Below are 20,610 nucleotides of genomic sequence, written 5' to 3'. Positions count from 1 at the left end.
TTTCAGAAGAATTAAAGCAACTCCCACTAAGAAAATGTCCAAAAAACAAAAGCTATGATGGAATACTAATTTTTGAGAGTTTTATCAGGATTATGAACAAAAATCTTAAATATTTGTTTAAACTATGTCTTGTAAATAAGGTGATGGCAGTGGAGACATTAGCCTCATTGCTTGATAAGTTAAAGTTTGGCGAGACAGCGCTCATTGAGCATAACTCCCTTACCACCCCTGTAAACCTGTTAGCTGCCATTGTAAGTTGGGCTGGGGAGAAGAACTACCCCGTGCTCATTGATGATGTTCTGGACACGCTTTACATTTACGCTCAGCACATGGAGCTTGGAGGCATTGACACCGAGATTTTGAACAATGTTTTAGTCATCAAATTGGGTGGAGTGAGGAATGTGGGAAATGTTGTAGGGAGAGTCCCCCTGAAGGAGCCTTTGATTCAAGAAAGAGAGTATGCAAAAGTTGCCAATTCTTTTTTTGAGCAGGGGAAAGTTGTAAACCCAGTTTTAGGGTTTGAAAAAACATTATTCCTCACAGACTCAAAAAGGGATCTGCTAATCTCGATAAATGCAGTTCTTTCTCACCTGGGAGACAAAAGAAGGATCGCGTTTCACTTTGTAAATAAGGACATTTTGGAGGGACCCGAATTCAATCCCCTGCCGTTCCTCGAAGAGCTTGCAACCACAGTATTCCGAGTGAAAAGAACGGAAGGCAAGATTAGGCTAGCAGTTGTGAAATCCATCAACAACGAGCTGACGGGAAAAGAAATAATCCTGTGAGTTTGCATTTTTAGGTTCCCAGGACTCTCTTTAATACTTTGGCTTGTTGGGGTTCGAAAGCATTCTCTTCCACAACCACGAGCAGGTTTCCACCATAAATTAATGCCATGTCTCTTAGCGATGCGAGGAACTTCACAAGAGCCTCAAAACCATTGTAAATTGCCAAGTACTCGGGACAATCAATGAGGACCACACCACCACCACTCCCCTTTTCTTGAAGGCTTCGGAAATAATCGCTTGCTAATTGCGCCATGTAGGCAAGGTTAGTTGGAGGAATGCTTCCCTCCGCAGGAGTCGTGCTCACATAATGAGCAATCCACTTCTCGGGAACATCCAAGCTCCGCACAAATGCGAGAACTGGGAAATCTTTGAGGTTTTCTTTTATTGTCTCGTATTGTGGGGGAGTGATTAACTGGATTTGGCGTTTAAGCTCAATAACTGGTAGCGAGTTTTCGGGGAGGAGGAAGTGTTTGGTGAGGACGAGATTAAAAATGGAAGATACGAGAAGAATTCCAAAAGCAGCGTATGTGATTGACCAAGAAACAAAAATTGCGGGTTTTTGGAAGCTTGGGAGGAAGAGGAGTGGGTGGATTATCATCAAACCTCCCATGCCCGCTGCACCAATGCCGAGGTAGGCGTGGTGTTTGTCAATCTCCCTTAATTTCATGAAGTTTACGCTTATTGCGAGGAGTATGAAGCCGAAGAAGCCGAAGACCGCGTGAGAGAGTAAATAATTGTCGTTTGGGAACATTCGGGTGAAGATGATGAAGTAAATTGCAAAGAGGGGAATTATTAAGGCAAAAAGTTCGCAGGAAGGTGTTTTGCCTTTTGTTTTCAAGTATTCTGCGGTTGCGTGGAGGATTAGGGTTGTGAAGAGTGCGTATGAGAGGATTCCCAGCCAGAGTTCTCTCATGTAGTAAGCCGCTGACGTGACTGCGTGCATGAGGATTCCAGCCGATAAAAAGAGAAGCACTCGGTTTTTTGCTTTTTTAAAGTAAGCATGAAGAAGAATACCCGTGAGTGTGAGGGATAATAGGATTGAAAGTGATATTAATGTGATTTGAATGAAATTTGCTTCCACTTTATTTCCCCATTTCATGTTACTACTGGCTTTTTTTAAATTTTCTCCTTGAATGCGTGATTTTGAACGCATTGCTAAAAAATAAAAAAAGAAAAAGAGAGTCACTCGAACTTTTCGGACCAGAAGATGAACCCTTCAAATCCTTTGATCCAGCCGTGGAGCATTATTCCACCGCTTAAGACTATCCTGCCCTTCCTGCATACAATTTCAATTTCATTATCGGTTTTCTCGATCCTTTCGATACCATAGCCGATCAACTTCAGCACTCTTATTGGGAGTGTGTTCATGAGGTCTGCAACGTCCGCGTCTCTTTTTAGTCCAACTACAATTGTGAGCTCCGTGACGTCTTTGAAAGTCTCAACCAAGTAGTTTTCGCCCATTTCGAGGGCGTAAACCTGCCTTATGTGGGCGCCCTGCTTTGCAAGGACTTTAACGGCTTTTTCGGGAATTTTCTCAAGCTCCTCCTTGAAAGCAAAGCCGAGCAGTCTTTTGAGGTTCAGCACTTCCTCTTCTGCGCTTCTTGCATACTTTAGCACTGTTTCGAAGGCTTTTGGGTCGCTTGCAAAGAGCAAAACTCCTTTATCTTTAAGAAGGTCTTCCAAAAGCTCCTATCACCTCCTCCAAGTTGTTAAAAAAAGAGCCACACGGGCATTATGTTGTGGCTTGTATGATAATATTTAATCTTGCGAATTAAATTTAAATCCATTCCAAGTCTTTTCGAATGGGAATGAAGATAATGGCCTCTTGCTCTTCAGTTTTTAAGCTAATTATGGCTCCGTTGGATTTTAAACACTCTTTAAATAGCTTTTCGAGTTCTCTTTGACTGAATTTTCTCGCTTCGTTTCCAGAAACCTTAAAACTCTCATATTTATCGTTCAACCCTGGAATTTCATTAACTTCCCCATAATATTCTTTAATTTGGATCCGTTTGTTGGCAAGAATTTCGACGACCTCTTGGAGAACATACCAAGTCCTGTCAAGAATAAATAGCTTTTCTCTTCCTCTTACCAAAATGTGAGGTCGTTTTATGTAGGGATTCATAAGAAAGACCTTCAATAAGTCGTTAATGACTTCTTTTATTGCTAAATCAGCTGGGATCTCTTTTTTGTTAATCAACTTCATATCTCCAAGTTAGCTTTCTTAATTTGATTAATTTTTCGCAGCAAAAAGAAGCCCTGGAAGTTCTTGGTTTACAGTTCAGTCTCAATTCCCCTCTTCCAGAGAAAGCCATTTTAAGTACACTATTCAAGTTACTGGCTCGTTACGGAATAAAATGGAACCTTTAAAGAGGAATAGGTGTTATTCTCTCGCTTTCCACCACCGTACACTGCCCCTAAATCCCAAAAAGCTTAGCTTCCCCTCACTATGCAATCTGTCAAAGACATCCTTGATTTCCCTCTTCGAGAATTCAGAAGTTTCTCTCACAATCTCCTCAACTACCTCGTCTTCTCGAACTCCTTCTCCAGTGTCGAGAAGCTTCACCAGCTCCATTACTTTATTCTCCAAGGCCAACATCTCTGTACTCTTCCCATGTGTGATGACAAGCACATCAAGCTCTTCTTCTGGTACTAGTCTCCTGAAACACCATTCATAAAGTTCAATTGCCGCTTTAGCATCCTCCTCAGTAGTTTTCTCCCTTAAGTTCAGTCTCGCATGAGCTAAACTCAGCCTAATGAGAGATTCGAACTGTCGGAAACTTATCGGGAGCTTTAAACTACCACCCACCTTTTTAAGCCTCTTAAACAGAGTTTTATCATACTCCAATAGTTTTTTGAACGTTTCTTCACTCAAAACAGGGTTCACGGTTTTTCTCGCATAAACAATGAATTTTCTGATAAACTCAGCATCATAATAGTTACTCTCTTGGTTATTTTGACCTATCATTGATCCATAAATCTCCTTCAACAATTTTTCCCTCTCTTTAACCTCAGTGATTGTTATTAGGGGGAATATCAAATCGAAACGGTCCAAAAGTGTAGGTGGTAATGGAATCTGCTCAATTAAAGGCTTGTTAAAGTTCCAGACACCATATTGAGGATTCGCAACCGCAATAACAGTGGCATTTGCCCTCAAAGTGGCATTAACACCTGCCTTGTGGATCTCGACAACTCCTTGTTCCATGGCCCTATGAATAGCGCTCCTATCTTCATCGTTCATCTTCTCAAGCTCATCCAGCAGAGCATAGCCCCCATCAGCAAGAACCATTACACCAGCTTCAACAACCCATCGTCTGGCTAGCTCATCATAAACAACTGCAGCAGTAAATCCCGCCTTTGAGACCCCCTCTGCACTTGCAACAACAGCTCTCGGGGCAATTTCAGCAATACGGTTAAGCAGTTCACTTTTCCCAAGACCTGGATCTCCAATGATAAGAATATGAATATTGCTCCTCTTCACTTTGCCTTTTATCCTCAAGGGACTGCTCCCAAGTAGGGACAGCAGTATTCCCTTTTTGACCATCCTCATTTGTTCTCCAACTAACTCAGGTGCAATGCTATCAATTAATCTCTCCACAAAATCCTCTCTCTTAGCTTCCTTGACAATCCTTTCAACATCTTCTTTTGAAAGCTCGATTTCTTCAATATTTTTTCTGAAGGACTCAATGTAATTTGCTATTAAAACTGGTTTTTGTTTTTGATCTCGTTCGTTTTTGTGCTGTATCATTTTTAAAACTCCAGTAACGAGAATCTGGTCACCAGGGGTTGTGCTATCAATTAAGTCCCCAGTTAAAATCACCTCCAAGAATTTTGGAGATTCTCCAGGTTTAAGTTCATCTGGAGGGTCTTGAACTCTCAATATTTGGAAGTTTTCATAGTCCGATTCAGCTTTATCGAGCATGATGTCTTTCGAGCTACACGCCAAGCATTCTTCGGGTTTTAATAAGTAATCGTAGTGATATTTTTGAGGAACTATCATCTCATAACCACATTTCCTACAAACGAACTTTGCCTTTGTGATAAACGGTTCGGGCTGTGATATCATCCCAACAATGCCCTTAACTTGGATAAACTTCTCATTAAACTTTTTAAAGTCAATTTCCGCTGGTTTTAGGGTTTTAATCAAGTTTCTGACTCTCACTTCAACATCTGGAAATTTAACCCCTGGGAGCTCTTCATCAAAAACAACTTTTAATCCTTCTTTTAGTACGCTTAAAATGTTCTCTGGGGTATCGATGAGTTTTTCAGCAAGTTCTGGGGCATATGATACCAGGTCTTCATAATCAATAATCAACTCTTTCTTGCCCTTAATTACAATATTCTCTTTCAGTTGTTCAACGTAACCCTTATGTCCATCCTCATTAACTACTCTCTTAAAGAATTCTTCAGCAAGTGTGAGTAAGTTTCCATCGCTTGGTTGCTGTTCGTTACTCTTATTCATAAGGAGTCTGATCAAATAATTCTTGACTTTGGGAATTAACTCATATCTTTTGATCCCAAGCTCGTTAATTTCTCGGATAAAATTGCTCATTTCTTTTCTTGAAAGAATTGACAATGAGTTTCTGATTGTCCCTTCGTGGTATGGTAACTGAAAGTCAATGATCAAATCTGAAATCCTTGACTTCACTTCTTCCTTAGTAAGAGGTTGATCAGTGAGCAAGAGAGCTATTATCGGTAGGACCTCATACTTCTTCTTCAGAGGAAGTCCTGAATACAGTTTATCAATGACTCTTTTAAAGTCTTCATATTCCTGCACAATTTCCAAAAACTCTGCACCATTCTGCACCTTTTGGTTTGGTGAACTTCTCCTATCTTCATTTTCAATAACCAGCTTATGGTGCACTGGGTGAAAATTTGCACCGTACTCAGTAGGGGGTATCCCCCCATTCATTACATCCGTTTCTCCTTTTTTTGAGTTGAATTTCACGAGTGTCATGTTGTACCCCCCATGCATACTGGTCAGTTGCATAAGAATAAAATTAGTTGCACGAAATTGCAACAATCATGATAATTAATTGAATGAACGACAAAAATCAACAAGAGTTTAATAATAACTCTCATGCTTGCTTATTGAGCTTTCACTTTCTGCTGTCCTACTCGAGATATCAAGCACAAAATTAACCAGATTTTTGATTCCATTTTTTGTGATGCTTTTTAGTATCTGTTTAATTCCAGTGTTGTTAAGAGAAGGATTTGAAAGAATCTTTAATTTCTGGTTTTTTTTGGTCATTTCTCATGAGGTTTAATCCTCCTATGTTTATTCTCTCGATCCCTTACACTAATTACACTAACATATTATTCCTAAACTTTCCCTTATGAAAAAGCTTTCTCTGAACCTTTTTCTGGCAGTTGAGCTTTAATACTTATCTGATAACTAATAACACGATTGATGAGCCATTTTTGTTCAAGAAAAGCCCACCCAACTGAATAATCCCTCGAAGGTTTCCATCGTTTTTGGTAGTTCCAAGAAAAACTCCCTCTCCGTTCAAATTAAATTAATTACAATACGCTATTTGTCCGCAAAAAACATTTGTGAGAAAATCACAATCTTTCACTCACAAACCTCACATGCGGACAAAAGGGGAATTGTCACCAACAACAATTTTGAACGAGTTTTGATCCCTACCCCCAACACTTACTTCCCATTATGAACTGAGAGGGCACTTGACATACATAAACTTCGCATTAATGGGTTTTGGGACAGTGGGACGGTTGGGACAGTTGGGACAGAGCAGGGCCCCTACCCCTGTCCCGAAAAAATTTTTGTGTTGATTTTTACTGCTGTCCCATCTGTCCCGTCTGTCCCAGCAGACTTTGCCTCGACTGTAAAACAGAAAGTTACAAAACTTTTAATGAAAGGGGCGTGGCTGCATAAATAAGGGGGAAATTTGTAATGTATTGTTTTATTTTTATTGTGGGACAGCGGGATGTTGTTACACTGTCCTGTAATAGTTTTGTCAAAGTAGTGTGGTTTTATGCTTGGTTGGTAACGTTGTGTTGTATCATTTTGAGCATAAGGTATGGGTGGGACAGTACTTTTTGTTATGGTTTTGATGTACGTTTGTGCGTATTGCGTGGGTGTTTATGGTGTTATGTTTTTTGTTATTATGTACGTCATTTTGTGTTATTTATGTGAATGGGACATATGGGACAGTGACAGACACAAGAAAGATCGTGCCCATTTATTATTAATTTATGAATTACTTATTTCCATCACAACATGTTTTCAATGAGCTTGTAATCTTCTTCTGGAATTTCCCTCATTGCTTTTCCCATTAAGTGCCCGCTCCACTTCTTCTTGTTTGTGATGAACTTTAGTTTTGGAATTAATGGCTTGAACTCAACCTCGCCAAGTTTCATCGGCTTGATTTTGACCCTCAAGGGATAAGTCTCGTTTAAGTGAGGAGGGCTTTTGAAAATTCTCGTTGAATCCTCATAGGGCTCACTTACGACTTCAAAAATTCCAACGATCTTAGGCTCGAGGATTTGCTTATCTTTCCTCTCCTGCTTCACATAAATTACAAGCTTATCGCCAGGCTTAACCTTTGCAATAGTATTCTTGTGCCTCTTTGGAACTCCCCAAACGTTCTTCTCCTTAATAACTTTCCAGTTATCCCTATTTGTTATGCAGAGCCAGTACGTCATGCGGGTTCACCTTTTTCATTATGGATGTTTATCCAAATATCTTTTGTGGAGTAGCTTTGCTAAAATTGCCACACCAAACAATACAAGTAGTGCGTTGAATAGTGTTCTTACATAATCAATTTTCAGTTCAACTGTTACATAGGTCCTTGAGTCTGATGAAACATTTTTTATCGCTTCGCCTTTCCAGCAAAGAAAAATGAAGCATTTCTCAGCCACAATTTTGTATTTTGCTGGGCCTAATTCAAATAGTACAGACCCATTTTTTGTGGTCGTTTTATTTAAAACGTGTATTGGGTTTTTGTACCTCTCTGGGAAGTTTTCCATCAAATATGTACTCTGGATTTCAACATTAGCATTTACAACAGGTGTCCCCTTGTGTAACACTTGAACAACTAATTCGCCTCGATTTATGTACTCACCTGAAACATCATCCCAGCTTCGAGAATTAAAGAAGACATAGGCCGAGCTTGAAGTGGGGATCTCATAGGCTATTACGTAGGAAAAATTCCTATTTCGACCAAATGATTTTGTATCCGTTATTACTGGGTTATTAGGATTGCTTGGGTCAAAAATTATTTTGTGTTTTCCAACGTAATATTCTGCCCAAGCGTGATCTCCTCCCAGCGTTGCTACAACTCTTGAGGGGATTCCTTTTTTATTCATAAGATAAACAAAAACTTTCGCATACTCCCCACAATTTGCAAGTTTTGAATAAAGAACCCACTGGGGAGGGACTGAACCACCCCTAATCGGACGGAACAATCGAATACTTTTCAAGCGGAGTTATCATCTCTTCAATGTGAATGTCCCTAAAATCAGGAGTTACGATAAACTGAGACTTTTTGTATTCTTCCACATAATGGGCAACAGCTTCTGAAGCTATCTTTTCAATTTCCTCTCTGTTAGCTTTGCAACTCATAAGTGCCTCCCATAAGTAGGTTAAACTGCTATTAGTCAAAAGCATTATGCTTAATCACAAAAAGGTTAAAATCATGAATAACCAATTTTTGATAAGTTGTGGCTTACCCAATGGTGGGGATGAAATGTCAAAGTGCAAGTTTAAGATGAAGCTTGAAAATGGCGAGGAATGGGAATGCCCCCTTGAAGCTCTGCCTGGAGAAGAGTACTGTTACTGGCACAAACCAGAAGATGGAAAAACACCAAGTGAAGAACAAATAAAAGAGCTAAAAAACTATCGGATTATGGGGATTTACCTTAAGGAGGCTGATCTTGAAGAAGTTCACCTTGAACGCGCTTATCTTGTTATGGCAAATCTTAAAAATGCCGATCTTACTGAGGCAAATCTTAAAAATGCTGATCTTGAAGGTTCAAATCTTGAAAATGCGGATCTTAGCTGGGCAAATCTTAAAAATGCTACTTTTCTCAAGGCAATCCTCGAACATGCTATTCTTAATGGTGCAGATCTTGAATATGCTGATTTTCGTGTGGCAGATCTTAACGATGCCGATCTTGAAGAAGCTTACCTTGAACATGCTAATCTTAGTTGGGCTCATCTTAAGCATGCTAATCTTACTGAAGCAAATCTTGAAAATGCTAATCTTAAATCTGCACATCTTGAAAATACTAATCTTAGTGGTGCAGAGCTTGATGGTGCTAATCTTAGTTGGGCTCACCTTGAACATGCTAATCTTACGGAGACCAGTTTTAAAAATGCTAATCTTACTGAAGCAAATCTTGAAAATGCCGATCTTCGTGTTGCGGATCTTAAGCATGCTGATTTTCGCAAGGCAAATCTTAAAAATGCCGATCTTGGAGGTTCAAATCTTGAAAATGCTAATCTCAATAGCGCCAACCTCGAACATGCTAATCTTTGGTGGGCAAATCTTAAAAATGCCAACCTTATCAAGGCAAGTCTTAAAAATGCTATTCTTCCCAACGCAAGTCTTGAGCGTGCTGATCTTAATATGGCTCACCTCGAAAATGCTAATCTTAAATCTGCACATCTTGAACATGCCGATCTTGAGGGAGCACGTCTTGAATATGCTAATCTTGAAGACACACGTCTTGAATATGCTAACCTTCATGCTGTGTTAGTTAGCCCAGCCACAAACTTTACCAGGGCAAGCCTTGAATACACTAATCTTCACAATTCCTATGTTGATCAAACGCCCACCTTAAGAGATGCTGTCCTCTTCAACAAAGATACCTTTATGGAGATTAATGAGATAGTTGCAGAGTTTGTAAAAATGAAAAAAGTCATCAGTTTGGAAAAACTTCAGGATGTAAATGAGAAACTAGCAAACGAACTCACAGAAAGAGGACTCTTTTATTATGTTACCAATGGAGAAAAAGTTGCTATTTTTGACCCATATGAGGGCTTCATTATGAACCCCGATAGACATCTGCTTGAAAAGAAAAAATACACAAGGCGATTGAAGAATGCTTTGAATTATTTCATCAAAAATTTCAAGAAAGAAAAAGGATCTTCAGCCGATATTGAAGATTTGAAAGTCATCTCTCTCATTAAAGAGGGGAAGGATATTCTTTATGAAAACACTCCCGAAAACCTTCAGAAACTTTATGAGGCTTCTTACGAAGTTTACAACAAGCTTTACTACTTTTACATTAAGCAGGGGAAGTTCGAAGAGGCTCTTCAGATGCACTATCGCAGGAATGAAGTTAGGAGAAAACTCAGGCTCACAAAAGGATGGGGAAGCAAGATCCGCGCTGTCCTTTACGATTGGTTTTTGATGAAAACGCTTACGGGATACGGGATTAAGGTTGAAAGGCCGTTAATAGCTTCTTTAATCACGATAACGTTGTTTGCATTTTTGTTTAAGAGTACTAATGGAATTGTTAAACTTGTTAATGGGAAACCAGTCCCAGCAGATTGGATTGATTATTTTTACCATAGTGTTATCACCTTCACAAGCCTAGGATACGCCAACATTCAGCCAAACTTGATTAGTCATGTCCCGCAAATATTAGTGGCTGTTGAATCATTTCTCGGCCTGCTGTTGATGTCGTTGTTCCTGTACACAGTCACCTTCAGGATTTCACGCTGAGGTTTCTTTAGTGGCTTCTGGGCTACTGAAGATATCAACTCAGTTAAATTTCACCGAGGAGCTTGTAAAGGCGATAAACTTTCTTTCGAAAGGTAGGAGAGAGTATGTAGCCATAGCGAGTTTTGGCAATTAGGCCCAGTTCGATGAGTTCCCCTAGGACGTTGTAAACATGCATTTTACTTGTTTCCTCCAACTTGACTATCATTGGGATAATTTCATTGCTCATTTGCCAAGGATTTGCCCTTCCACCACGCTGTTTAAGCTCTTCAAGTAAATGCTGCGCTATCTTTCTCTTTTTTGGAGTGTTTAGTTTTCCACTCACTTCGGCAAAGAATAAGGTTAACTCTTCAATTGCATTTGGCATGCTTTCACCCGATAGTAAATTATTTGGTTTATTAATAAACTCTTTGGTTTATCAATCTCAAAATAAAAATGACTCTTATTCCATATTTAGTGAAATTTTGGCTTTTCTTTTGAATTTATGTCTTTTAATGGTGTCTTATGGGATTTTGGAATTTTCTGGGTATTCTGGACTTTTTTCTTGTGGGAGGTAGCTGGGGAGTTTAGTAAACTGGATAATTTAATTTTTTAAGTGGGTGGTGTGTGGGTAAGTTTACATAAGAGAAACAAATTAACGAAAATCCTGTTGCAAACTTTCCAAACTCAAAACATTAATCCCTAATAGGCTCCATTACCTCATAAGTTCTTCAAGAGAAATAATAAACTTCTCCAATCCCGAACTCCTCAATCCTCTTACACCAAGAATCTCCCTAATACTGACCATTTTCTCCATTAAAAGATTAACAAGCAATTCAAACCTTTCCTTACCAATTAAATCCTTTTGAATGTTTAGTTCTTCGAGAATAACATTAAAATCCACACCCACCTCAATCAATCTTATGAGATCATCAACGTCTTTCGAACGGCCAATTGATGTTACTCCCTTAAACAAAAAGAGATCTTCAAGAGAAATCAAGTAAACTCGGATTTTATTTAAATCCTGGAACTCTTTTGGAATTATTGACCGTTTCTTCATACTTTCAGTCAGAATTATTCCTCTCATAACTCTTTTAACAAAAACATCAAGATTAAAATCTTCCATCTGAGGATCAAGCTTCCTGTAAACCGAATAAGCTCCTAGTTTTTTCTCATACTCATGCTCTGCAACTTTCACATAAATAATTAAACCCCTACTTGTTTTTAATTGAGGAGAAGGATTAGTAAGAATGCTCTCAAACTTTTTCAGCAAGTTAAGATTCTCAACTACTACATCAATATCTGCAGTTGCTTCTTTAAGACCTCTCAAGGCAAGATTGCCACCACCAATTAAGTACAATCTTACCACATCAGAGCCCATAAGCATTGCTTTTTCGTCAAGTGCACGAAACTCTTCAACCAGTCTTTCCCTTGTTATCATTCTTCACACCCTCCAAAATATTGATTACACAACTCTTTCACTTCCTCTTCCGAGGGGAATGGATATGCTTTCTTTTTTCCAGCGAGATATTCGAGAATATCATTGAGAGTGTTTATCACTTCAAACTTGGTAGCGAGCATTTGGAGTTTTTTCTTATCAAAAGGGTGGGTTTTAAGAAGAACAATTACATAAAGTAGCTCTCTTGCGCCATAAAGACTCACAAGAGTGTGGACGACAACATCCTCAAGACTTAACTCTTCAGCTGGCCAATAGTAATGGTAAATTCCCGAGGAAATCAGAGGGATGCCATAATCCGAAAAACGTGCTAAACCCGTAAGTTGAAAGCCATCAACACTCTTCCCTTTAAAGGTTGTTGTCGCCAAAATCATCTCTTCAACACCACTCCATACGAGAGTCGCATTTGGATCGAATTCCATTGCCTTCATCGAGTTCTGAAGATAAAAGTACTCGTCAGCAAAGGTTTTAAGTGGGGCAAAACGCTCCACTAAGAAGTAACCTTCTTCTCGTTTTCCTACAATAAGTCTCTCCCTGAGTTCTTTCAATGCCCGATAAAGTGTTGCTCTGCTTACATTTGCCCTCAAAAGAAGTAACCATAATGGCTGGGGGGTTTCAACCTTAAGAGCTGAGAGAACTTTAAGATTCCCCCCAGAGAGCAATTCATCAAGAGGAAGATAAGAAAATGACTTTTGAACAAGCCGAAATATGATCATTACCTTATTTTCGGCAGGCTTTATGATGAGAGGCTTTTTCCCTTCAAATACTACAAGGCCCTTCCTTTCAAGGGAGTGTAGTATTGTGGAAAGATACCCCTTTGATAATCCCAACTCATTTGAAAGTTCTTTTAGTGTCTTCCCACCCTTAATGTGTGTTAAGACTTTAACCTCACCTTTTGTAAGCGTCATGTCTCAAATTTCCAAACAACTTAATAAAAAGGTTTTGGTTTTTGAGACTTCGATAAGGAACCCATTAGTGGACTCCTATCTTCAAGATCAGAGGGAGTCATCCAAAAGATTAAAATAATTTAAGCTTCCAAATTAACACAAAGATTAAAGATGGGTTAAGGGGGGTAATCGGTGAGGATGGAAAATTTTTGTCAAGTTTATCTGCAAGACATGCTCTCATTCAAAAAGAAATACACTGAAGAGTACATCGAAGAAATCAAAAGAGCCTTCGGGCCAATATCGCTCGAAGAAAAAGCAGAATTCTTGAGAATAATAAGGCAAAAACACCTCTCAAGAATCTTCGCACTAACAGCACTAGCCGCAACAAAACCAACCCCAGAAGAATTCAAAAAACTCGCACCAAACACAATCATGCACTTAGGAGACGTGATAAACTTCATCGAAATCCACCACAAAATCCACAAAGAAGAACCAAACCAATACATCCCAACACTCAAAAAACTAATCAAAGAAATGCCCCGCACAAAAACCGAACTTTACTCATACTACTCAGCCCCAAGCGAAGTTGAAGAATACCTCGAAAAACACTTGGGAGTAACCCTAGCCAACCAAATACTCCTAAACGACAACGACCCAGACAACACTGCATACATGCTAATAAGAACATACCAATACAAGCCCCTACTCATGCACGTGCTCACCCACTTGAACGACATCAAGTACAAGAGCACTCTTGAGGCCCTCTCAGTATTCTTCGCCGATCCAGTAATCGTCGAAAACCTTGACATCCCACCAATGACCCTCGCACTCCACTTCTCGGCAATAGCAAAGAGGGCTGGAAAGGGCGAATTCGACAGAAGAAAAGCCGCTCCAGTTCTTGGAGGGTTAGCATGGGGGCTTAACCACTTGCTCAAGAAGATAGCAAACGACCCAGAGAAAAAGGATTGGAATGTTGTTATCTTCAATACTCCTGAGGGGAAGAAGCATCTCAGTCTCCCCGTTGATTTCAGGTTTTATCGGGATGAAATTGCCGCCGTTACCGCCACCATTGCAGCTGGGAACACTGGGAGGATAACTTTCGTCTCTGATGGTGTGTACGACGTGTGGGTGGAGAGGAGTGTGGATTATGTTAGGGTTTTCAAGCGGACTATTGAATTGTTGCTGAAGACTAGGAGTGAGCTTTCGTTCACGGGGAACATCTCGCTTGAGGAGGGTAGGGATACTTTGGTGATTTTGTTTGATGAGGAGTATCTTGATAGGGCTGTTGAGATGTTTGGGGACAGGGCTGTTTATTATGTGATCAGCGAAGAGCCGTTCTTTGAGGGTAGGATACTCAGTGGGTTCTCCGAAAGGATTCCACTGCTTTTTGCTTTCCCACTGGTTTAATTTCGCACATTTTTTCGATTGATGAGTGTTTGCTGTTTATTGAAAAATCAGCCCTTAACCAGCACCAAGTATTTAAACCCCAAAATAAAATACATCAATAGCCCGACCTCCATGAGGGGCTCGGGTAACTTTGCCAATAGGTATGATGGGGGGGTAATCGTGAAGGGGAAAGCTCGTGATTCCTATCTTTCGGGAGAGGTACACGTGATTGAGAAGAGCGACGTCGAGCGATTCCTGAAGGATTACCACGAGGTTGACGTGTCTGAAGACACTTTCAGAAAGGTTAAAAAATGGTTGTACGAGTTTTTGATGTTTCTTGAAAGTGGAAAGTTCCCCAAAAAGGGGACTAGTCCTGGCATTCCAAGGTCTGGAGCTTACCAGGTTAGCTCGGAGAAAGTACAAAAGTACATCGTTGCACTAAAGAAGGCTGGATATTCCACCAGTTCCATGATCAAGCGATTAAGGTACGTGAAAAAATTTTTGAGAGCTCTGGGCATCAATGAGTTCGATTCTCTTTTCGATAGGGAGCTAAGACAGTTAAAAAGAAGTTTAATCTTTGAAAGAAGGGTAACAAAGAAAATTGTAACTATTGAGGACGTTAGGAGGCTGTTTAAGGAAGTGGAAGACCTTCACCGTAAGAGGAAGCTTTCAACATGGAAATACGAGAGGATGCTTGCTTTCTTGCTCTTGATGGTTTCGACGGGACGGAGGAAAGAGGAAGTAGCGAGAATAAAAGTTGATTGGATTGACCTTGAAAACGGCATAGTCAAGTTTCCAGTGAATGAAACCAAGGAGGGCAGACTCTTAAGAGTAACAGAGGGGTATGAGGTCAGTTTCTTGACTAAAGAGGCTCAAGCATTCTTAAAGTATTTCATCAAAAAGTATGATGAACGTATTCAAGCAAATGGTGGGTATCTCTTTATCAGCCAGGGTAAAAAAGACATTTCGACGATTTTTGTCAATAGGATCATGAACAACTACAGGGATAGGCTGAAATTCAAGTTGAGCGAGTGCAGTGAGAATTTTGAAATTGCATATCTGAGAAAGTTCTTTGCTGAAGAGTGGGATCGTAGGGTAATGAAAAAAAGAGGGAGCAAGAGAGGATTGGGTTTGGGTGTTTATGAGATCGTCAAAAGGCAGATCATGGGGCATTCACTAAGTGACGTCCACAGCCTCCACTATGCCAACAAATCTGAAAAAGAACTTAAGGAGGTTTATGATGAGATTTATGCAGACGTCCAGGTTCTCACAAAGGAACAGAGGCGTCTCTGTGGTATGGATAATGAGTCAACGAAAGGCTCAAATTCTTCTCGTGACAGAGGATTCATTGGAGCGAGATACCGTAAAGATGGGGGGTTCCCTTATGGGGGATCCCCATTTTTTAATTTTGATTGGGTTAACTAGTCTTGTAGTAAAGTCCTGAGGGAAAAGAAAAAGAGGGTTTAGGAGAGGAATTTGATGTCCCCCATAATTTTTTCATAAATGTTTTTTAGGTCTTCCTTGGTGTGGTGGGAGTAGTGGAGGGTGTTAATATCGTTCAGAAGGGAATGTCCCATAAGAAGTTTTTTAACTGTTGTGTTTCCGTTTCTCCTGTCCCATTCTTGTGAGAAGAATTTCCTCATATGTTTTAGTCTTAGTTTTAGGGTTTTGAGCTCTTTCTTTTGTTTGAAGGGTCGTTGGAGTTGGGGAATGGTTGCTAGGTTGTCTTCTTCTTTGAGGTCGTAGCTTTTTATGAACTTTTTTAAAACGTCTCTGGCTTCTTCTGTGAAAAACGTGGTTCTTTCTTGATGTGTTTTTGTTATGTTTGAAGGTAGGTGGATACTTCTTTCCTCAAGGTTTATGTTTTTGACTTTGATTCGGGTGAACTCTGAGACTCTCATTCCTGTAACTGCACATACAATTGTTGCCATCATCAGTCGATCATAGGATTCTTCGAGTAATCTCCCTTGTTCGTGGAGTTTTTTGAGAGTTTGAAGGAATTCTTTTATGTCTTGAATTGTCACTATGGTTTTGTCTGGGTTTGGTCGTTTTTTAGTTCCTATGAGTTCGGCTAGGGGGATATTGGCGATTCTCAGAAGCTTTTTGATGTAAACCACGTGTTTTCGGTAGTATTCGTGGCTGTAAGTTTCTTTTATTTTGTTTAGGTGGGCGAGAAGGTTGTCGGCTGTCACTATGTAGTAGTTTTCATGTTTTTCCAGGCTGTTTAGGAATTGTTTGGTGATCAATCTGATTCTTGAAAGGAAGTCTTTTGTTATTCCCTTGCTTTCGAGAGACAGGAAGAGTAATTTCACGTGTTCTTGGCTTAGCATGTAGTGGGGTCTGGTCACCTGTACGTATTCGGGGAGGGTGTTCGTGCCTTTTTTCTCGAAATTGAGGTTGGAGAGGTTGTTGAGGGGGGCTCTGGATCCCGCGACCGGGGTTCGAATCCCCGCGGGGCTACCATTAAACGGGCTCCAGACCCCAACTCCTCTTTTTAAAAACCTTTAAATTCAACAAGCCCCTTCTATATCGGGAGGTGGAAAAATGTATGCTGAAGAGCAACTTTTGAGTGAAATAAAAGAACTTTTGGAAAATGATGAACTTTACGCCCTCTACGAGGACACTTACCGGAAGTATAAGTACTATTTCGACACAACGAACTACATAGTTCTTAACGTTTATCAGTTCAACGACCACGGTGCGATACACGTTCTTTTGACCACAAGGCGAGCCCTTGAAGTTCTGAAAATCCTTAAAAAATTTGGAATTGAAACAACAGCTGAAAAGCTAGGAAAGCCTTTTGATTGGAGCAAGTTCATAGTCTCTTTTGGAGCTCTCTTCCATGATATCGGAAATATGATTCACAGGGACAACCACTACCAGTTCAGCGTTCTTCTTGCCGAGCCCATAATAGATGAGCTTGCCAAAAAGTTTGAGAAAAAAGATTGGCTACTTTTGAAGGCGTTAACCCTAAACGCTATTTACACTCATGACGAGGCTGTTCCCTGTACTACTATTGAAGGAAGTTGCGTAACGATAGCTGATGGCTGTGATATGGAAGAAGGGAGAAGCAGGCTTGCATATAAAAAAGATAAGGTTGACATCCACGCCGTTTCGGCCCTAGCCATTGACAAAGTTGAAATAAAGGAAGGCGACGAAGACACCCCTATCCTTGTAGAGGTGTGGATGAAGCACCTTGCCGGAATTTTTCAAGTTGACGAGATACTCACAAAGAAAGTTAAGAGCTCCCTCTTGAGCGGGAAAGTTAAAATTAGGATACACGCAGGAGAAGAGACCTTGGAAAAGGTGGTTTGATGTCTTCTCTCCTTTTAGCTTATGAGGATTTGAAATACCTCCTGAACAGGGGTTACAGAAAGAAGTATGCCCTTGAGTTTGTTGCTAACCACTACCGGCTTTCCCAGAAAGAGAGACACTTTTTATTCAGATGCGTCTTTTCGGATAGGGAAATTGAAGAAAGAAAAGCCAAGCTTCTCCAGCCGGGACACTTGAAGGGAAAAATCCTTGGGATTGATGGCTTCAACGTGTTGATAACCCTTGAATCTCTCCTTGAGGGAAAAGCCATTTTATGCGAGGATGGACTTTTGAGGGATCTTAAACTTCAAGGAGGGTATAAGATAAGCCCAAGAACTTTGCAAACGTTGAGTCTTCTAATTGACTTTTTAAAAACGCTGGACTTAAAGGAAGTTTGGTTTTTGTATGACGCGCCAGTGAGTAAAAGCGGTAAGGTTGCTGAGTTCACCAGAGAGCTTTTAAATAAATATGGTGTCTCTGGAAAGGTCAAGTTATCTAAGGCCCCGGACCATGATTTGAAAGCTTTTGAGGTTGTAGCCAGTTCAGATATAGGTATAATCGAAAAAGTTCCCTTTGTAGTGGATTTGCCCCAAATGATAGCCGAGAAGAGAAGATTGAAGTACTTATACTTCGTTGAGATTTTAAAAAATCCGAAACTATTAGGGTTTTAGCTTTTAGATATTTTTCGAATGTTGCAATTTCGTTTAAAGTGTTAGAAAACTATTTATACGTGGTTTACTTAACTTTATTATAATAATCTCTACATACCCGCTTTCTTTTCTTTGCGGGTTTGGAGGGGCAACAATGAAAAAAGTTATGGCTTTGTTAATAGGGCTCCTGTTGGTAAGCTTTGTTTTGGTCAGTGGATGTGTAAAAGAGTCGATACCTCAGAGTTTATCCTCAACAACTACAACATCTTCCATAATGTCTTCCTCTATAATAACCACTCCTCTAACCTCTAAAGTATGGAACATGAGTCTTGTCTGGCACGTGGAGAGTGGAGGAGTATCGTTTATGGATCTCAGCCCAGATGGAAGCCTTGCAGCAGTAATCGACTGGAACAGAGGAATCCTTTACCTTGTGAAATCAAACGGGGAAAGCACGGCTTTCAAAGTGTGGGAAGAAGATAACGTCCACCCAACAATTTCTGGAGTGGCTATCAAAGACGGTGTTGCCTACGTATTGGCTTCATACGAGGATTTCGTCGGAATCAGGAAGTACTCCTGGAGTGGAAAAGTTGGGGAGGAAAGGCACGGCTGGGCCGGGAGCATGCCCGACCAGATATCCCGCTCCCCAAGCGGAAACCACCTCTGCTACCTCGTCACACCGGATGCCGGGAGGCAGGAGCTCTACTGCGATGGGGCTAAGATGGAGCTGAAGGGAAACGATTACGCCTTAACAGGGGTTTCTGACACTGGGGTGGTAGTTCTCACGAGGGGAGACAATGCATTTATCTTCAAGGAGGGCTCGAGGATTTTGAGCCTCAACACGAGCAACGTCATAGTCTACAGGGATAAGCTCATCGCTAGCGAAGGCGAGTATCTCAAGATTTACGACCTCAATGGAACGCTCCTCGCTGAAAAAGAGGGTTACACCTTCAAAATGACGACCCTCCTCCGCTGGACGCTTCTTCCGACCGGAAAGTACCTCTTCAGGCACGAGCCCCTAGAGGACACCTCCGTCCTCACGTGGAACCTCACAGAGGTAAGAACCCTTCCCGGCTTCCCCGAGTTCGCCAACGAGAACTTCGTGGTCATGCTGGACGACGACACCCTACGCTGCTACTCTCTCAAAGATTTCCACAAGGTCTTTAGCGTTAAAGCTCCCGAAGCCGGCATCGTAAAGCTGAGTGACGATGGGAAGGTTATGCTTGTTTCCGATGGTAACGGGAGATACTGGCTTTATGTGAAGGGGTGAATATTAATGTTTGAATATTTCGTAAGTATTTACTACGCTTGTATAATGCTGAAAGGAGTTGATGGGATATGAGAAAATCTAAGTTAATATTTGCAGTTTTCTTGGCGTTTTTAGTTTTTGTAAGCATAAGCGGATGCATCGGTGGAGGAGAAAAGCTTACAGAGACACTTAAGGAGAAAGCCAGCAGTGCAATAGAAAGCTATAGCGAGAGTCAGAGCTTATCATCCACTGAAAGCTACACAGAAAGTGAGAGCGAAACAGAGAGCTATAGTGAGACAGAGAGCACAGCGGCAACATGGGAGGAACCATGGGATGCTTACCATCCTGTGGAGATAGATGGTGACAAATACCTTATCACCTACATCAAGTATTATCTGAGAGTTAGGACAGAAGAAGGAGCTCCAGTCTATGAGTATGAAGTAGAAAAGAGAAGAGGGAACACAAAAATTCATGTCTACGGAAAGAAGATAGACATGGAGAGCGGAAAGCAGGAAAAGGTTGATTTGGGAGAGTTTGAGGTTTATGAATACTACGGAAAGATAACGCCCGTTAAAGGAGAGAACATGAATTCAACCCTCGAATATACCGTCTGGGTCACAGAGAGAACAGAGGAGACGGATACATTCTTCCTGTTCCCATCACTTGACTTCTTCACTCTCTATGGTGCAGTGTATGCGGGAAGTGGAAACGTTGTTGGTATCTCCATAACCTACGGGGATCAAAAATTCCTCTTCTACAGTCCTGCGGCAGTTGGGGACATGAGCACAATGGCATATCAGGAAGGGGATATAAACATGCTTTCCAACATTCCGGATGTGGAGAACATATACACAAGCTGGTACGGCTTCTATACCTTTGGGATATGGGAGGCAGTTCAAGGAGAAGACCTCTACAAGCCGAAGCAGGGTTCTTGGGGAATTGCGGGATGGCAATATAACTATGAGATTAACCCAGATGGGACAATTAGCCTTGGAGGAAAGGACTTTAAAGTATCAAATGTTAAATGGACGTACACTTTCGGTAATGTACAAGGGCAGGGTGAGGCTATTCTTACAGTAGCTCTTCCCGTGCCGATTGAAACGAAGGGCGTATTCATTGAACAGAGCGGTACAAATGTTTTCACTCACGTGAAAATTGAAGACATAGCCTTTGAGAAGGTTTAAACAAAGTAAGGTTTATATCTTCTTTTCCCTATTTTCTTC

The 20,610-nt window shown here is 40.7% G+C and carries 19 protein-coding genes; 8 read left to right on the top strand and 11 right to left on the bottom strand.

Going from position 1 to position 20,610, the window contains the following annotated elements; all coding sequences use genetic code 11:
- Positions 1–143: 143 nt before the first annotated feature.
- Positions 144–785, top strand: coding sequence for a DUF257 family protein (locus NF859_RS08450; RefSeq protein WP_435372001.1), 642 nt, complete (start codon positions 144–146; stop codon positions 783–785).
- A 10-nt stretch (positions 786–795) separates the two neighbouring features.
- Here the strand turns inward: NF859_RS08450 and NF859_RS10715 are convergent, their stop codons facing one another.
- The 7 genes from NF859_RS10715 to NF859_RS08415 form a co-directional block, all read right to left on the bottom strand.
- On the bottom strand, positions 796–1,758 hold the full coding sequence (locus NF859_RS10715; protein ID WP_252743844.1) for a DUF835 domain-containing protein: 963 nt from the start codon (positions 1,756–1,758) through the stop codon (positions 796–798).
- A gap of 209 nt (positions 1,759–1,967) precedes the next feature.
- Positions 1,968–2,468 (bottom strand): hypothetical protein, encoded by a 501-nt coding sequence (locus tag NF859_RS08440; RefSeq protein ID WP_252743843.1) that lies wholly within the window; start codon positions 2,466–2,468, stop codon positions 1,968–1,970.
- A 94-nt stretch (positions 2,469–2,562) separates the two neighbouring features.
- Positions 2,563–2,988, bottom strand: a complete 426-nt coding sequence (locus NF859_RS08435; protein WP_252743842.1) for a hypothetical protein — start codon at positions 2,986–2,988, stop codon at positions 2,563–2,565.
- Positions 2,989–3,165: 177 nt separating this feature from the next.
- On the bottom strand, positions 3,166–5,730 hold the full coding sequence (locus tag NF859_RS08430) for an AAA family ATPase (RefSeq protein ID WP_252743841.1): 2,565 nt from the start codon (positions 5,728–5,730) through the stop codon (positions 3,166–3,168).
- 1,286 nt (positions 5,731–7,016) lie between these two features.
- Positions 7,017–7,448 (bottom strand): EVE domain-containing protein, encoded by a 432-nt coding sequence (locus tag NF859_RS08425; RefSeq protein ID WP_252743840.1) that lies wholly within the window; start codon positions 7,446–7,448, stop codon positions 7,017–7,019.
- Between the two features lie 18 nt (positions 7,449–7,466).
- Positions 7,467–8,210, bottom strand: coding sequence for a transglutaminase-like domain-containing protein (locus NF859_RS08420; protein ID WP_252743839.1), 744 nt, complete (start codon positions 8,208–8,210; stop codon positions 7,467–7,469).
- On the bottom strand, positions 8,194–8,367 hold the full coding sequence (locus tag NF859_RS08415; protein ID WP_252743838.1) for a hypothetical protein: 174 nt from the start codon (positions 8,365–8,367) through the stop codon (positions 8,194–8,196). Before NF859_RS08415 ends, NF859_RS08420 begins: the two co-directional genes overlap by 17 nt.
- Positions 8,368–8,512: 145 nt before the next feature.
- Between NF859_RS08415 and NF859_RS08410 the strand changes: the two genes are divergently transcribed.
- Entirely contained in the window at positions 8,513–10,474 is a 1,962-nt protein-coding gene (locus tag NF859_RS08410; RefSeq protein ID WP_252743837.1) for a pentapeptide repeat-containing protein, read from the top strand.
- Positions 10,475–10,517: 43 nt separating this feature from the next.
- On the opposite strand, the gene NF859_RS08405 is transcribed toward NF859_RS08410, so the two are convergent.
- The 3 genes from NF859_RS08405 to NF859_RS08395 form a co-directional block, all read right to left on the bottom strand.
- Positions 10,518–10,838, bottom strand: coding sequence for a hypothetical protein (locus tag NF859_RS08405; protein ID WP_252743836.1), 321 nt, complete (start codon positions 10,836–10,838; stop codon positions 10,518–10,520).
- A gap of 327 nt (positions 10,839–11,165) precedes the next feature.
- Complete coding sequence (locus NF859_RS08400; RefSeq protein ID WP_252743835.1) at positions 11,166–11,891, bottom strand: hypothetical protein; 726 nt, start codon at positions 11,889–11,891, stop codon at positions 11,166–11,168.
- Positions 11,888–12,814 (bottom strand): winged helix DNA-binding protein, encoded by a 927-nt coding sequence (locus NF859_RS08395; protein ID WP_252743834.1) that lies wholly within the window; start codon positions 12,812–12,814, stop codon positions 11,888–11,890. The genes NF859_RS08400 and NF859_RS08395 overlap by 4 nt, the downstream gene beginning before the upstream one ends.
- A 171-nt stretch (positions 12,815–12,985) precedes the next feature.
- On the opposite strand from NF859_RS08395, the gene NF859_RS08390 reads away from it, so the two are divergent.
- Together NF859_RS08390 and NF859_RS08385 are read left to right on the top strand one after the other, a co-directional pair.
- A complete protein-coding gene (locus NF859_RS08390; RefSeq protein ID WP_252743833.1) occupies positions 12,986–14,200 on the top strand; it encodes a hypothetical protein in 1,215 nt (404 codons plus the stop codon).
- Positions 14,201–14,359: 159 nt separating this feature from the next.
- Positions 14,360–15,604 carry a tyrosine-type recombinase/integrase gene (locus NF859_RS08385; RefSeq protein WP_252743832.1) on the top strand — a complete coding sequence of 415 codons (1,245 nt, stop codon included), beginning with the start codon at positions 14,360–14,362 and terminating at the stop codon, positions 15,602–15,604.
- A gap of 38 nt (positions 15,605–15,642) precedes the next feature.
- Here NF859_RS08385 and NF859_RS08380 read toward each other — a convergent pair whose 3' ends face one another.
- On the bottom strand, positions 15,643–16,527 hold the full coding sequence (locus tag NF859_RS08380) for a tyrosine-type recombinase/integrase (protein ID WP_252743831.1): 885 nt from the start codon (positions 16,525–16,527) through the stop codon (positions 15,643–15,645).
- Positions 16,528–16,723: 196 nt separating this feature from the next.
- Between NF859_RS08380 and NF859_RS08375 the strand changes: the two genes are divergently transcribed.
- From NF859_RS08375 to NF859_RS08360, 4 genes are all read left to right on the top strand, one after another.
- Positions 16,724–17,494, top strand: a complete 771-nt coding sequence (locus tag NF859_RS08375) for an HD domain-containing protein (protein ID WP_252743830.1) — start codon at positions 16,724–16,726, stop codon at positions 17,492–17,494.
- Positions 17,494–18,162 carry a DUF434 domain-containing protein gene (locus tag NF859_RS08370; protein WP_252743829.1) on the top strand — a complete coding sequence of 223 codons (669 nt, stop codon included), beginning with the start codon at positions 17,494–17,496 and terminating at the stop codon, positions 18,160–18,162. Before NF859_RS08375 ends, NF859_RS08370 begins: the two co-directional genes overlap by 1 nt.
- Before the next feature lie 133 nt (positions 18,163–18,295).
- Entirely contained in the window at positions 18,296–19,408 is a 1,113-nt protein-coding gene (locus NF859_RS08365; RefSeq protein WP_252743828.1) for a hypothetical protein, read from the top strand.
- A 68-nt stretch (positions 19,409–19,476) separates the two neighbouring features.
- Positions 19,477–20,571, top strand: a complete 1,095-nt coding sequence (locus NF859_RS08360) for a hypothetical protein (protein ID WP_252743827.1) — start codon at positions 19,477–19,479, stop codon at positions 20,569–20,571.
- The last annotated feature ends 39 nt before the right edge of the window (positions 20,572–20,610 follow it).

The organism is Thermococcus alcaliphilus, assembly GCF_024054535.1.
In the GTDB taxonomy this organism is placed as follows: domain Archaea; phylum Methanobacteriota_B; class Thermococci; order Thermococcales; family Thermococcaceae; genus Thermococcus_A; species Thermococcus_A alcaliphilus.
This window is presented reverse-complemented; position numbering and strand designations above follow the sequence as displayed.